General features: G+C 66.9%; 15 protein-coding genes and 2 tRNA genes. 10 read left to right on the top strand and 7 right to left on the bottom strand.

Annotated features, from left to right (window positions below; all coding sequences use genetic code 11):
- The first annotated feature begins 212 nt into the window (after positions 1 to 212).
- The 3 genes from AAHM44_RS10475 to AAHM44_RS10465 all read left to right on the top strand — a co-directional run bounded on the left by AAHM44_RS10475 (position 213) and on the right by AAHM44_RS10465 (position 1,704).
- On the top strand, positions 213 to 1,415 hold the full coding sequence (locus tag AAHM44_RS10475) for an AI-2E family transporter (RefSeq protein WP_446745982.1): 1,203 nt from the start codon (positions 213 to 215) through the stop codon (positions 1,413 to 1,415).
- 46 nt (positions 1,416 to 1,461) lie between these two features.
- A tRNA-Asp gene (locus tag AAHM44_RS10470) sits at positions 1,462 to 1,538 on the top strand.
- 89 nt (positions 1,539 to 1,627) lie between these two features.
- Positions 1,628 to 1,704, top strand: a tRNA-Asp gene (locus tag AAHM44_RS10465).
- 78 nt (positions 1,705 to 1,782) lie between these two features.
- Here the strand turns inward: AAHM44_RS10465 and AAHM44_RS10460 are convergent.
- The 4 genes from AAHM44_RS10460 to AAHM44_RS10445 all read right to left on the bottom strand — a co-directional run bounded on the left by AAHM44_RS10460 (position 1,783) and on the right by AAHM44_RS10445 (position 3,305).
- On the bottom strand, positions 1,783 to 2,010 hold the full coding sequence (locus tag AAHM44_RS10460; RefSeq protein ID WP_269575245.1) for a DUF2842 domain-containing protein: 228 nt from the start codon (positions 2,008 to 2,010) through the stop codon (positions 1,783 to 1,785).
- Positions 1,992 to 2,543 carry a 5-formyltetrahydrofolate cyclo-ligase gene (locus AAHM44_RS10455; protein WP_269575246.1) on the bottom strand — a complete coding sequence of 184 codons (552 nt, stop codon included), beginning with the start codon at positions 2,541 to 2,543 and terminating at the stop codon, positions 1,992 to 1,994. Before AAHM44_RS10455 ends, AAHM44_RS10460 begins: the two co-directional genes overlap by 19 nt.
- 274 nt (positions 2,544 to 2,817) lie before the next feature.
- Entirely contained in the window at positions 2,818 to 3,120 is a 303-nt protein-coding gene (locus AAHM44_RS10450) for a cell division protein ZapA (RefSeq protein WP_184166458.1), read from the bottom strand.
- Complete coding sequence (locus AAHM44_RS10445; RefSeq protein ID WP_184166455.1) at positions 3,120 to 3,305, bottom strand: hypothetical protein; 186 nt, start codon at positions 3,303 to 3,305, stop codon at positions 3,120 to 3,122. Before AAHM44_RS10445 ends, AAHM44_RS10450 begins: the two co-directional genes overlap by 1 nt.
- Before the next feature lie 185 nt (positions 3,306 to 3,490).
- Here AAHM44_RS10445 and tkt point away from each other — a divergent pair, with 185 nt between their 5' ends.
- From tkt to AAHM44_RS10430, 3 genes are all read left to right on the top strand, one after another.
- Entirely contained in the window at positions 3,491 to 5,467 is a 1,977-nt protein-coding gene (gene tkt / locus AAHM44_RS10440; RefSeq protein WP_342249926.1) for a transketolase, read from the top strand.
- The gene (gap, locus tag AAHM44_RS10435; RefSeq protein ID WP_184166449.1) at positions 5,464 to 6,471 is read left to right on the top strand and encodes a type I glyceraldehyde-3-phosphate dehydrogenase; all 1,008 of its coding nucleotides are present in this window, start codon (positions 5,464 to 5,466) and stop codon (positions 6,469 to 6,471) included. The genes tkt and gap overlap by 4 nt, the downstream gene beginning before the upstream one ends.
- A gap of 164 nt (positions 6,472 to 6,635) precedes the next feature.
- Entirely contained in the window at positions 6,636 to 7,829 is a 1,194-nt protein-coding gene (locus AAHM44_RS10430) for a phosphoglycerate kinase (RefSeq protein WP_342249925.1), read from the top strand.
- A gap of 39 nt (positions 7,830 to 7,868) precedes the next feature.
- On the opposite strand, the gene AAHM44_RS10425 is transcribed toward AAHM44_RS10430, so the two are convergent.
- A complete protein-coding gene (locus AAHM44_RS10425; RefSeq protein WP_446745981.1) occupies positions 7,869 to 8,393 on the bottom strand; it encodes a TlpA family protein disulfide reductase in 525 nt (174 codons plus the stop codon).
- A gap of 180 nt (positions 8,394 to 8,573) precedes the next feature.
- On the opposite strand from AAHM44_RS10425, the gene AAHM44_RS10420 reads away from it, so the two are divergent.
- From AAHM44_RS10420 to AAHM44_RS10410, 3 genes are read left to right on the top strand one after another with little or no spacing between them, the layout of a single operon-like run.
- Positions 8,574 to 9,488, top strand: a complete 915-nt coding sequence (locus AAHM44_RS10420; protein ID WP_269575248.1) for a class I fructose-bisphosphate aldolase — start codon at positions 8,574 to 8,576, stop codon at positions 9,486 to 9,488.
- Between the two features lie 2 nt (positions 9,489 to 9,490).
- Positions 9,491 to 9,970: a hypothetical protein gene (locus AAHM44_RS10415; RefSeq protein WP_342249924.1), complete on the top strand. Its 480-nt coding sequence runs from the start codon at positions 9,491 to 9,493 to the stop codon at positions 9,968 to 9,970.
- Entirely contained in the window at positions 9,967 to 10,356 is a 390-nt protein-coding gene (locus tag AAHM44_RS10410; protein WP_269575250.1) for a putative quinol monooxygenase, read from the top strand. The genes AAHM44_RS10415 and AAHM44_RS10410 overlap by 4 nt, the downstream gene beginning before the upstream one ends.
- 3 nt (positions 10,357 to 10,359) lie before the next feature.
- Here AAHM44_RS10410 and AAHM44_RS10405 read toward each other — a convergent pair whose 3' ends face one another.
- Positions 10,360 to 10,662: a hypothetical protein gene (locus AAHM44_RS10405; RefSeq protein WP_342249923.1), complete on the bottom strand. Its 303-nt coding sequence runs from the start codon at positions 10,660 to 10,662 to the stop codon at positions 10,360 to 10,362.
- 188 nt (positions 10,663 to 10,850) lie between these two features.
- Here AAHM44_RS10405 and AAHM44_RS10400 point away from each other — a divergent pair, with 188 nt between their 5' ends.
- Entirely contained in the window at positions 10,851 to 11,519 is a 669-nt protein-coding gene (locus AAHM44_RS10400) for an O-methyltransferase (protein WP_342249922.1), read from the top strand.
- Here the strand turns inward: AAHM44_RS10400 and AAHM44_RS10395 are convergent.
- The gene (locus AAHM44_RS10395) at positions 11,516 to 12,004 is read right to left on the bottom strand and encodes a DUF805 domain-containing protein (protein ID WP_342249921.1); all 489 of its coding nucleotides are present in this window, start codon (positions 12,002 to 12,004) and stop codon (positions 11,516 to 11,518) included. The two genes, AAHM44_RS10400 and AAHM44_RS10395, sit on opposite strands and share 4 nt — an antisense overlap.
- Positions 12,005 to 12,059: the final 55 nt, after the last annotated feature.

The raw sequence follows: 12,059 nt of genomic DNA, 5'->3' as shown, positions 1-12,059 counted from the left end.
GGAGGGTCTCGACGGTTGGAAGCATGCTATTCCGCCGCGGAAGTCGGGCCCGGGGGCGCCGGGGAAGCAGCACAGAAACCCCGGGCCCCGGCTTTCGCCGGGGAACAATGCCGTGCATGGGATGACGAAAGACGAGCGAAGCGCTAGGGTTACCGGAGCGAAAGGGAAGGGCAGAAGTGGACGATCGTTCGGGCAGCATTGGCGGCGAACCCATGGACGAGGGACTTCCCTCGGGGCCGGCACGGGCGCCGCTGCTCGGGCCGTCCACCCAGGAGAGCATGGGCGACGGGCAGAAGCGCGATCGGCTTATGGCCGCGCTGACGCTGATCGCCGGGCTCGGGCTGGTGCTCGCGCTGCCGTTCGCACTGCAGGCGGGCGCGGTGTTCTTCCTGCCGCTCACCACCGCGCTGGTGATCGCGATCGCGCTCGTGCCGCTGCTCGAATGGCTGGAACGGCACCGGCTGCCGGCGCCGATCGCGGCGTTCATCTGCGTGCTGCTGTTTCTGATCGCGGCGAATGTCGCGCTGGCATCGATCGTCGTTCCGGCATGGCAGTGGATTCGAGACCTGCCCGCCAAGATCCCGCAGATCCAGGAAAACCTGAAGCCGCTGATCGAATTCTATGCGAATCTCGATTCGTTCGTGAACAAGACGGTGATGAACTTCGCCTCGGCGCCGATGAAGCAGCCCGAGGTGATGGCGGCCACGCCGCCGCGTTCGCTGATCGACCTGTTCGCCACCTCGGCCCCGTCGGCGCTGGTCGAGATGTTCTTCGCCATCCTCGTCATCTACTTCTTCCTCTCCGGCTGGACCCGCCTGCGCCGAAACGCGATCACCAGCCGGGCGAGCTTCGGCGGCGCGATGGCGACCGCGCGGGTGATCCAGGACGTGGTCGACGATACCTCGGCCTATCTCGGCACGATCACGGTGATCAACATGACGCTGGGCCTGATCGTCGCCGGCGTGCTCTGGGCGATCGGCATGCCGACCCCGCTGATGTGGGGCGGCATCGTCGCGCTGCTCAACTATATCCCCTATTTCGGCCCGGTATTCGCCGCGCTGCTGCTGGCCATGGGCGGGCTGATGACCTTCCCGGACCTGGGCTGGGCGTTCGTGCCGCCGATCGTGATGATCGCCTGCCACCTGATCGAGGCGAATGTCGTGACCCCGCTGGTGGTCGGTCACCGCCTGACGATCAGCCCGATCATGATCCTGATCTCGCTGAGCTTCTGGGGCTGGGTGTGGGGCACCACCGGCGCACTGCTCGCGGTGCCGCTGCTCATCATCATCCAGACCGTGGTCAACGCCGCGGGCAAGCCGGATATCGCCGGTTTCCTGTTCGAGCACGGCACCTTGGTGAACGATCCTGTGGATAATCGACCGCTGCGGCGAAAAAGTCGCGACCAATCCGGTTGACACCCCCAAAAGTCGCGTCTAGTGCCCGCCTCCTCGCTTCGAGAGAGCGGGTGTAGCTCAGTTGGTTAGAGCGCCGGCCTGTCACGCCGGAGGTCGCGGGTTCGAGCCCCGTCACTCGCGCCATTCCCCATGGTCTGACTGTCAGGGTGCGCCCCGTGCGTGCTTCGACCGGACGATTGGATACGGGGAGCGGTCTTCTCTCACACGCAGATGCGGGTGTAGCTCAGTTGGTTAGAGCGCCGGCCTGTCACGCCGGAGGTCGCGGGTTCGAGCCCCGTCACTCGCGCCATGCATCGCATGGCCCCTCCCGCCACCGATGGCGGTGACTCACCTCTTCCCGTTTGAGACCAGAACGCCTGATGGACGCTCAGGCGCGCCGCCAGCGACCGGTTTCCATCCAGCGGAGTACGCCGCCGAGCGGCAGGATCCAGATGATTCCGGTGACGACGTAGATCGGCAGCTGGGCGAGGATGTGCAGCCGGCCGATCCAGCCCGAGAAGCTGGCGACCAGGATCACCCAGGCGAAGACCCAGGCGACGATGCCCAGCGCGCCGGCGGGCTTGCGCCAGCTCGGCTCTATGCTTCCGCGTGCCACGTCATGCCTTTCTCGGTAATCACCGCATTCAGCGGTACGTCCCAGATGTCGCTGGGGATGGCAGGCACTTCCTGGACCGACCAGGCCACGCCGACGCGCCAGGCATCGGGATAGCGGGCGAAGGCGCGGTCATAATGGGCGGCGCCCTGGCCGAGTCGATTGAGCCGCGCATCGAAGCCGACCAGCGGGGTGAGGATCACGTCCGGGGCGACTTCCGGGCTGTCTGCCTGGGGCTGGCGCAGGCCGAAGGGACCATCGACCAGAGGCTCGCCCATCCGCCAGGCGAGGAAGCGCAGCGGCTCGGCGCGGCCGACGACGAAGGGCAGGGCAAGCGTGCAGCCAGCCTGGGCGGCCGCGGCGGCGAGCTGGGTGGGATCCGCCTCGCTGCCGATCGCGACATAGGTGGCGACCGTCATGCCCGGCTGGAGATGCTCGATGAAATGCTCGGGGGCGAGGATCGCCTCGCTCGCTTCAATGGCGAAGGCGTCACGCTCCGCACGGAGCTGCGCCCGAAGGGCTAGCTTGTCGATCATGCCGACAGTGTAGGGGAGCGGTGGCGGGACCGCCATGGCCGTTTGCCAGAATATCCTCCGACGCCCGTTACGTCAGGTGGGGACCATGTGCCGCGGACCAGGATCCGCACAGGGACAGCCCCCATGGAAGATGAATAGCCTCAGGGATAATTGCAAGGCTCGTACCGGGCAGTGCCCGCCGCCTACGGATATAGGGGGCGGGGCGGGTGTCCGCAACGGGTTACGAGGTACTTCTTTCCCCGGCTTTCGCCGTGGAACCGTGCGGGTTGAAGGGTTACGCCTCGCTGGCGTCTTCCTCGAGCGCGGCAGCCACGGCCTCGAGCCGGTCGGCGATGCGCTCGAGCAGCACCGGAGATACGCCTTCCGGCGGGTTGCGCTCGGTCTCGTCGAGCAGGTCGGCGAGGATCAGTGACAGATAGACCAAAGTGCGCTCAGCATTGAGCCCGCCCGACGCCCGTAGTGCCGTGTCGGCGTGGCGCTGCAGGATCGACTCAAGGTGGCGGATATGGGCTTCGTCGCCTTCGCGGGTCGCGACCGAATAGCTGCGGCCGGCGACGGAAATATCGATATCGGCCATCAGTCCTGGTCCGCCTGAGTTTCACGCGCGATCAGCGCGTCGAGCGACGACACCGCATCCTCGATGCGGGACCGCAGCTTGGCGTGGCGCTGGGTGATGCGTTCGCAGGCATAGGCCCGCGCTGCAGCGGCTTTCTCGATGCGGACGAGGGCCTGTTCGATACGATCGGCGGGCGTACTTGCCATATCCAAGCGTTACGCACCCCATCCGAACCTCGCAACCCCTGAATGGCACCGGTTCCATGACGGGTTCGCCGAGCTGAAGCGAAGCAGCGCCGGTTCGAGTCCTGCACGGTTTCGCAGTGCCGAGGCGGTTGACGTGGGCCCGCAAGGGCACCAAAGGCGTCCGCGCCAGCATCAGGGGACTCCAAGTGACCGCAAGCTTCACCGACTGCGCCAATGCCATCCGGGCATTGTCGATGGACGCCGTGGAGGCGGCCAATTCGGGGCATCCGGGCATGCCGATGGGCATGGCCGACGTCGCCACCGTGCTGTTCCAGAATTACCTGAAGTACGACCCGGCCGATCCGAAATGGGCGGACCGTGATCGCTTCGTGCTCTCGGCCGGCCATGGCTCGATGCTGCAATATTCGCTGCTGCACCTGACCGGCTATGCCCGCCCGACGCTGCAGGACATCCGCGACTTCCGCCAGATCGGCAGCCCCTGCGCCGGCCACCCGGAGAATTTCGAGCTGGAAGGCGTAGAGTGCACCACCGGTCCGCTCGGCCAGGGCCTTGCGATGGCCGTGGGCTTCGCCGCCGCCGAGCGCCACCTCAACGCCGTCTATGGCGACGACCTGGTCGATCACCGCACCTGGGTGATCGCCGGCGACGGCTGCCTGATGGAAGGCATCAACCATGAGGCGGTCGGTCTCGCCGGGCATCTGAAGCTCGGCAAGCTGATCGTGCTGTGGGACGATAACAAGATCACGATCGACGGCGCGGTGTCGCTCTCGTCGAGCGAGGACATCCCGGCGCGCTACCGCGCATCGGGCTGGCAGGTCGTCGAGTGCGACGGCCATGACGCCGCCGACATCGCCCGCGCCTTCGACGAGGCGATCGCCAGCGAGCTGCCGTCGCTGGTCAAGTGCCGCACGATCATCGGCTTCGGTGCGCCGAACAAGCAAGGCTCGTCCAAGGTGCACGGCTCGCCGCTGGGCGCCGACGAAGTCGCCGCTGCTCGCGTGACGCTGGGCTGGAACCACCCGGCTTTCGAGATCCCGGGCGATATCCGCGAGACCTGGCTGGAAGCCGGCAAGCGCGGTGCAACGCCGCATGCGGAGTGGAAGCAGCGCCTCGCGGCGCATGAGGACCGCGCCGAGTTCGAGCGCCGGATGCGCGGCGAGCTGCCGGCCTGGTTCTCGCTCTCGGATCATATCCAGGGCCTGATCGACGCGCCGCAGAAGGTTGCGACGCGCAAGGCGAGCGAAATGGCGCTCGAGGCGATCAACGCGCAGATCCCCGACACGGTCGGCGGCTCTGCCGACCTGACCGGCTCGAACAACACCCTGACCAAGGGCCTGGGCGCGTTCAACGCCGACAACTACGCCAGCCGCTATGTCTATTACGGCATCCGCGAGTTCGGCATGTCGGCGGCGATGAACGGCATGGCGCTGCATGGCGGCGTGATCCCTTATGGCGGCACCTTCCTGGTGTTCGCGGACTATGCCCGCGCGGCGATCCGCCTGTCGGCGCTGCAGCAGGCGCGCGTGATCTATGTGATGACGCACGACTCGATCGGCCTGGGCGAGGACGGCCCTACCCACCAGCCGGTGGAGCACCTGACCAGCCTGCGCCTGATCCCCAACCTCGACGTCTATCGCCCGTGCGACGTGGTCGAGACCGCCGAGTGCTGGGAACTGGCGCTTCAGCGCGCGGACGGCCCGGGCCTGCTCGCGCTCAGCCGCCAGAACCTGCCGCAGCTGCGCCTCGAGGCCGGCGAAAACCGCTCGGCGCGTGGTGCCTATGCGATCCGCGAGGCTGAGGCGCCGCGCCAGGTGGTGCTGATCGCCAGCGGCTCGGAAGTCGAGATCGCCGTCGCCGTGCGTGATGAGCTGGAAGCCCAGGGCATCGGCGCCGACGTCGTCTCGATGCCGTGCTGGGAGCGCTTCGATGCGCAGGACGCACAGTACAAGCGCGACCTGCTGCCGGCGCATGCGCTCAAGGTCTCGATCGAGGCCGGCACGACGCTGGGCTGGGAGCGCTATACCGGCATTGATGGATTGAACTTTGGGGTGGATGGATTTGGCGCCTCGGGCCCCTATCTGAAGCTCTACGAGCATTTCGGGCTCACTGCGGGAGCCATCGTTCCGCAGATCGTCGAAAAGTTGAACGGAGAACAGGCATGACGAAGGTTGCGATCAACGGGTTCGGGCGCATCGGTCGACTGGTCGCGCGCGCGATCCTGGAGCGTCCGGATAGCGGGCTCGAGCTCGTCACGATCAACGACCTGGCCGATGCCAAGTCGAATGCGTGGCTCTTCTCGCGCGACAGCGTGCACGGCAAGTATCCGGGCACCGTCACCGCCGAGGGCGACGACCTGATCATCGACGGCACCCGCATCAAGGTGACCAAGGAGCGCGATCCCGCCAACCTGCCGCACGCCGAGAACGGCGTGGAGCTGGTGCTGGAGTGCACGGGCTTCTTCACCGACCGCGCTTCGGCCCAGAAGCACATCGACGCCGGCGCCAAGAAGGTGCTGATCTCGGCTCCGGGCAAGAATGTCGACCTGACCGTCGTCTACGGCGTGAACCATGACAAGCTGGAGGCCGGCCACACGATCGTCTCCAACGCGTCGTGCACCACCAACTGCCTGGCGCCGGTCGCGAAGGTGCTGAACGATACCGTCGGCATCGAGCGCGGCCTGATGACCACGGTCCACGCCTATACCAACGACCAGAAGATCCTCGACCAGATCCACCCGGACCTGCGTCGTGCGCGCGCCGCCGCGATGAGCATCATCCCGACCACCACCGGCGCCGCGCGCGCCGTGGGCGAGGTGCTGCCGGAGCTGAAGGGCAAGCTGGACGGCTCGGCGATCCGCGTTCCGGTTCCGGACGGCAGCCTGGTCGACCTGACCTTCACCCCGAAGCGCGATACCAGCGTCGAGGAAGTGAACGCGATCCTGAAGGCGGCGTCGGAAGAAGGCCCGCTCAAGGGCATCCTGCTCTTCTCCGACGAGCCGCTGGTCTCGATCGACATCGTCCACACCCCGGCTTCGTCGACCGTCGACAGCCTGGAGACCGCGGTGATCGACGGCAAGCTGGTGCGCGTCGTCAGCTGGTACGACAATGAGTGGGGCTTCTCGAACCGCATGGTCGACACGGCCACCGCGATGGCGAAGCTGGGCTAAGGACTGCCCTCAACACCTGCCGTCATGCTGAACTTGTTTCAGCATCCAACACGCCTCAAACGGTATCGTTCGTGGAGAGTTGGACCCTGAAACAAGTTCAGGGTGACGGTGGGAGGGGAGGCCATGTTTGCCCCCCGCATCAACGACCAACCGCGAGGAAGAACATGACCCGCCCCTTCAAGACGCTCGACGACATGGGCGATATCGCCGGCAAGCGCGTGCTGGTCCGCGAGGACCTGAACGTGCCGATGGCCGATGGCCAGGTGACCGACGACACCCGGCTGCGCGCTGCGGTGCAGACCGTCGCCGAGCTGGCGGACAAGGGCGCGAAGGTTATCGTCCTCGCGCATTTCGGCCGGCCCAAGGGACAGCGCAATCCGGAGATGAGCCTGTCGCTCGTCACCCAGCCGTTCAGTCATGTGCTCGGCCGCGAAGTCCGCTTCATCGACACCGATGGCGCGGCCGAAGCAGTCGCGGCGATGGGCGAGGGCGATATCGCTCTGCTCGAGAACACCCGCTTCGACGCCGGCGAGGAGAAGAACGCGCCGGAGACGATCGCGGCGCTTGCGTCGCTGGGCGATCTGTACGTCAACGACGCCTTCTCGGCTGCGCACCGCGCCCATGCCTCGACCGAGGGCCTGGCCCACAAGCTGCCTGCCTTTGCCGGTCGCCAGATGGAAGACGAGCTCGACGCGCTCGACAAGGCGCTCGGCAATCCCGAGCATCCGGTCGCGGCGGTGGTCGGCGGCGCCAAGGTCTCGTCGAAGCTCGACGTGCTGCGCCACCTGGTCGAGAAGGTCGATCACCTGATCATCGGCGGCGGCATGGCCAACACCTTCCTCGCGGCGCGCGGCGTCGATGTCGGCAAGTCGCTGTGCGAGCATGACCTCACCGGCACCGCCGAGGAGATCCTCGACGCGGCCGACCGCGCCAACTGCACCGTGCACCTGCCCTATGACGTGGTGGTGGCGAAGGAGTTCGCGGCGAACCCGCCGAGCCTGCGCACGGTCAACGTCCACGAAGTCGCGGCCGATGAGATGATCCTCGACATCGGCCCGGCGGCTACGGAAGCGCTTGCCGACGTACTCAAGACCTGCCGCACCCTGGTGTGGAACGGCCCGCTCGGTGCGTTCGAGACCCCGCCTTTCGACACCGCGACGGTGTCGCTGGCGAAGACCGCCGCGGCGCTGACCAAGGAAGGCCAGCTCGTCTCGGTCGCCGGTGGCGGTGACACCGTGGCGGCGCTCAACCAGGCCGGCGTCTCGGGGGATTTCACCTTCGTCTCGACCGCGGGCGGCGCCTTCCTCGAATGGATGGAAGGCAAGGAGCTGCCCGGCGTCGCCGCGCTGGCAGGCTGAAACCGGCCCTGGGGGCGCCCTGCGGCGTCCCCGCCCGGGCTATTTCACTTTCTCGTTGAGCAGCGGCACGAGCAGTTCGTTCAGCCGGTCGAGGTCTAGCGCCGCGGCCTTGGCGTAGCGGACGACGCCGTTGCGATCGATGATGATGTTGGTCGGCACGGCGTTCCCCACCACGTCATACGGCCCCTTGATCGAGCGCACCGGATCGATGTGCATCACGTCGAACAGCTTCTTGAGCTGATAGACCGGCAACGAATCTTCCGTGGCGACGGCGTAGACGCGCAGCCCGGCATCCTTGCGCAGCTCATAATAGCGATCGAGCGTCGGCAGCTCCTTGCGGCAGGGCGCGCACCAGGTTGCCCAGAAGTTCAGGACGATGACGTTGCCGCGGAGCTCGTCGAGCGAGACCTTGTTGCCGCCGCGGATCAGCCGGAGCGTGAAGGGCGGGGCGGGCTGGCCGACCTTGACGGCTGCGACCATGGGCGCCGGCGCCGGTGCGGCCCCGAGCAGCGAGAATGGCAGCGCGGCAAGCGCCAGCCGCGCGCAAAGTGCAGAAATCCCCATGGCTTTTCCCCCTCTAGCCGAGGCCATGCTGTCTCCGGCCCACGGCGCCGTCAAGCGCGGGATCGGAACCGCTCATCGCCGCTTGCAGAAAAGCTTGCACGGTGGCAGCGTTGTCAGGCTTTTCGCCTGCAAATCCGGGCGATAGGGGCTCCCCAACACCAGATATGCAAGGGGATACAGATGTCGATCACGCCGGCCGTAAAAGCCATTCTAGCGAACTATGAATCCGACAATCCCGGCGTGAAGGCGAACCTCGCCCGCATCCTGATGCAGGGCAAGCTGGGCGGCACGGGCAAGCTGATCATCCTGCCGGTCGACCAGGGCTTCGAGCATGGCCCTGCGCGCAGCTTCGCGGTGAACCCGGATGCCTATGATCCCCACTACCACTACCAGCTGGCGATCGACGCGGGCCTTTCCGCCTATGCCGCGCCGCTGGGCATGATCGAGGCGGGCGCCGACACCTTTGCCGGCCAGATCCCGACGATCCTGAAGGTCAACAGCTCGAACAGCTGGGCGACCAGCAACAACCAGGCGGTGACCGGCGGCGTCGACGACGCGCTGCGGCTGGGCTGCGCCGCGATCGGCTTCACCATCTATCCTGGCTCGGAAGACGTGTTCGAGATGATCGAGGAGATCAAGGAACTGCGCGCCGAAGCGGCTTCGGTCGGCATCGCCACGGTGATCTGGTCGTACCCGCGCGGCGGCAAGCTGAGCAAGGACGGCGAGCTGGCGCTCGACGTCGGCGCCTATGCCGCGCACATCGCGGCGCTGCTCGGTGCGCACATCATCAAGGTGAAGCTGCCGAGCGCGCATATCGAGCAGAAGGACGCGCAGAAGGTGTATGAAGGCACCGACTGGTCGAGCCAGGCCGACCGGGTGAAGCATGTCGTGAAGAGCTGCTTCAACGGTCGCCGCATCGTGGTCTTCTCGGGCGGCGCGGCCAAGGGCGCCGACGCGGTCTACCAGGATGCGATCGACATCCGTGACGGCGGCGGCAACGGCTCGATCATCGGGCGCAATACCTTCCAGCGTCCGCGCGCCGAGGCGCTGGCGATGCTCGACAAGCTGGTAGGCATCTACAAGGGCGAGCAATAAGCTTGGCCGCGAGCGAACACCCCTATCATCGCAGCCTCGCGCCGATGATGTCGGTGTTCGCCGCGCTGGCCGGGCTGGAGCTGGCGGTCGTCCATTTCCTGCTGGCTCTGTGGGACTGGCGGGTGGCGCTGGCTGTCACGCTGGTCAGCCTGGCGGGCGTGGTGTGGCTGGTGCGGGCGATCCGCTCCTTCCGGCGGCTGCCCGTGCTGGTGGATGGCGAGCGGCTGGTCCTGCGGGCGGGCCATATCGCCGGGGTCGAGGTTCCGGTGGCGCATGTCTCCGCGATACGCACCAGCTGGGAGGGCGCCGAGATCAAGCGGCGCGACGCGCTCAATCTCGGTCTGATCGCCTACCCGAATGTGCTGGTCGAGCTGGACGAACCGGTCATACGGCGGCGCAGGGCGATCCGGGCGGTGGCGCACCGTTTCGATGATCCGGCGGCCTTCATCGCGGCGCTGGAAGCCGCTAGGGTGGCGGCATGACCATTGCCCGCAGACCCGTTTTGGCCGGCTTCGCGCTCGCGATGCTGGGCGCGCCTGCCCTGGCCAGGGAGTTCCGGATGGAAGAAGAGCTTTACGGGATGGTCGGCAAGATCAAGGCGCAGCCGGGCAAGCGCGCCGAACTGGTCGCGCTGCTGAGCGGCGGCACCGCCGACATGCCGGGTTGCATCGCCTATCTGATCGCCGAGGATCTAGGCGATGCCGACGGCATCTGGATCACCGAAGTTTGGAAGACGAAGCAGTTCCACGCTGACTCGCTCAAGCTGCCGGCAGTGCGCGACGCGATCGCCAAGGGACGGCCGCTGATCGCGGGGTTCGAGACGCATGTCGAGACGCGGCCGGTGACGGGCGCCGGCATAAGGGGTTAGGCGCTAGTAACAGCCAGTCGCCAGGGTGCTGGCGTTGATCGGATCGAGCTGGGCCGGGCGCAGTTCGTTTTGAGGGAAGGCGTGGAGAAGCGTCCCCTTCGCGTCCCTGGCGAAGCGGATCCGGACCTGATCGCGTCTTCTGCCCCATTTGCCGTCGAGCTCTATTGCGCCATCAAGGATGCGATAGGTCCCGGAGGCGTTTCCGAAGCCGTTGTACCAGAGGAACTTGCCCGGAGCAGGGAAGCTGAGCGGCCCCGAATCGCAAGGGGCCGTGGGTGAGAGACGGATGAGGTGCCCGGGGAGCAAGCGGGCCAGCTCCGCCGCGGGGACTGGGGCCGGGTACTTCTTCGGCACGGGCGCCGGCGTCCCACAGGCGGCCAGCGCGAAAGAGCCCGCTAGAACGCCCCTTCGACAGAATCCGCGCATCCCTCTCCCCATTGGCGTGACTTTGGGCCATCGAGGATGGAACGGCAATCGGCATGAAGGAAGCGAGCATGACGCAGGATTGGGCCGCAGTGGACGGCTATATCGCCGGGAAGTTGCTGGGTAACGATCCGGTGCTGGAGGGCGCGCTCGCGGCCAATGCGGCGGGCGGACTGCCGCCAATCGACGTGTCGGCCGCGCAGGGCAGGATGCTCGAGCTGTTCGCGCGGATGTCCGGCGCGCGGCGCATCCTCGAAGTGGGCACGCTGGGCGGCTATTCCACGATCTGGCTCGCGCGGGCACTACCTGCGGACGGGCAACTGGTAACGCTGGAGCTGGAGCCGCATCATGCCGAGGTAGCGCGGGTCAATCTTGCACGGGCCGGGATCGGGGACCGCTGCGAGGTTCGGGTCGGGTCCGCGGTGGATACGCTGGCGGCGATGGTCGCGGCGGGCGAGGGGCCGTTCGACCTGGTCTTCATCGATGCCGACAAGCCGAGCAATGTCGCCTATCTGGAAGCAGCGCTGGCGCTCACCCGGCCGGGCGGCATGATCCTGGTCGACAATGTGATCCGCGAGGGAAACATCCTCGATCCCGACAATGCCGACCCGCGGGTGATCGGCACGCGGGCGCTGTTCGATGCGGTCTCCGCCGAGCCCCGCCTCGACGCCACCGCTATCCAGACGGTGGGCGACAAGGGCTGGGACGGCTTCCTGATGGCGATGGTGCGCGGCGGCTAGGCCTTGCCCGGCGGGACATGCTCGCGGAGCTCGCGCATCTGCCGCTCATAATGCTCGCGCGATTCCCAGCCGAGCGGGTGCGGGCCGTAGGCGTTGGGACCGAAGGTGCCAGGCCAGAACAGCAGCGCGAGCCACAGGACAAGCGCAACGACGACGAGGATGCTCAACCCCGGCAAGGCGGCGAGCCCTGCCAGCCCGACGAAGCCGAGGAGCCACCAGCCCGGCTTGCCGATGTCGTGGAGCCGGGCGATGGCGACGACGATCAGCGCCAGGTCGAAAGCTGCCTCCAGCGCGACATACCAGAGCGGGAAGGCCGCCGGATGCGTGAGCGCGCCGGAGCGGAAGCCGAACTGGATCGCGCCGATGTCGATCTGCTGGAAGGCGAAGAACTTGATCGCCGAGAAGCCGAGGCTGCCGAGTGCCAGCCACAGGAACATCGCGCCGCGGCCGCAGCGCCCGATCGGCCATTTGAACATGCTGAACATGCGAATCCCCCTTTTCGCCTGCTGATCGGAGTGATCCTGCCTTGGCGCGGGACGG

Origin of the sequence: Sphingomonas sp. OTU376, from assembly GCF_038440415.1 — a bacterium.
Classification (GTDB): domain Bacteria; phylum Pseudomonadota; class Alphaproteobacteria; order Sphingomonadales; family Sphingomonadaceae; genus Sphingomonas; species Sphingomonas kyeonggiensis_A.
Note: the sequence above shows the minus strand (reverse complement) of the source record. Positions and strands in the feature narration are given on the sequence as shown.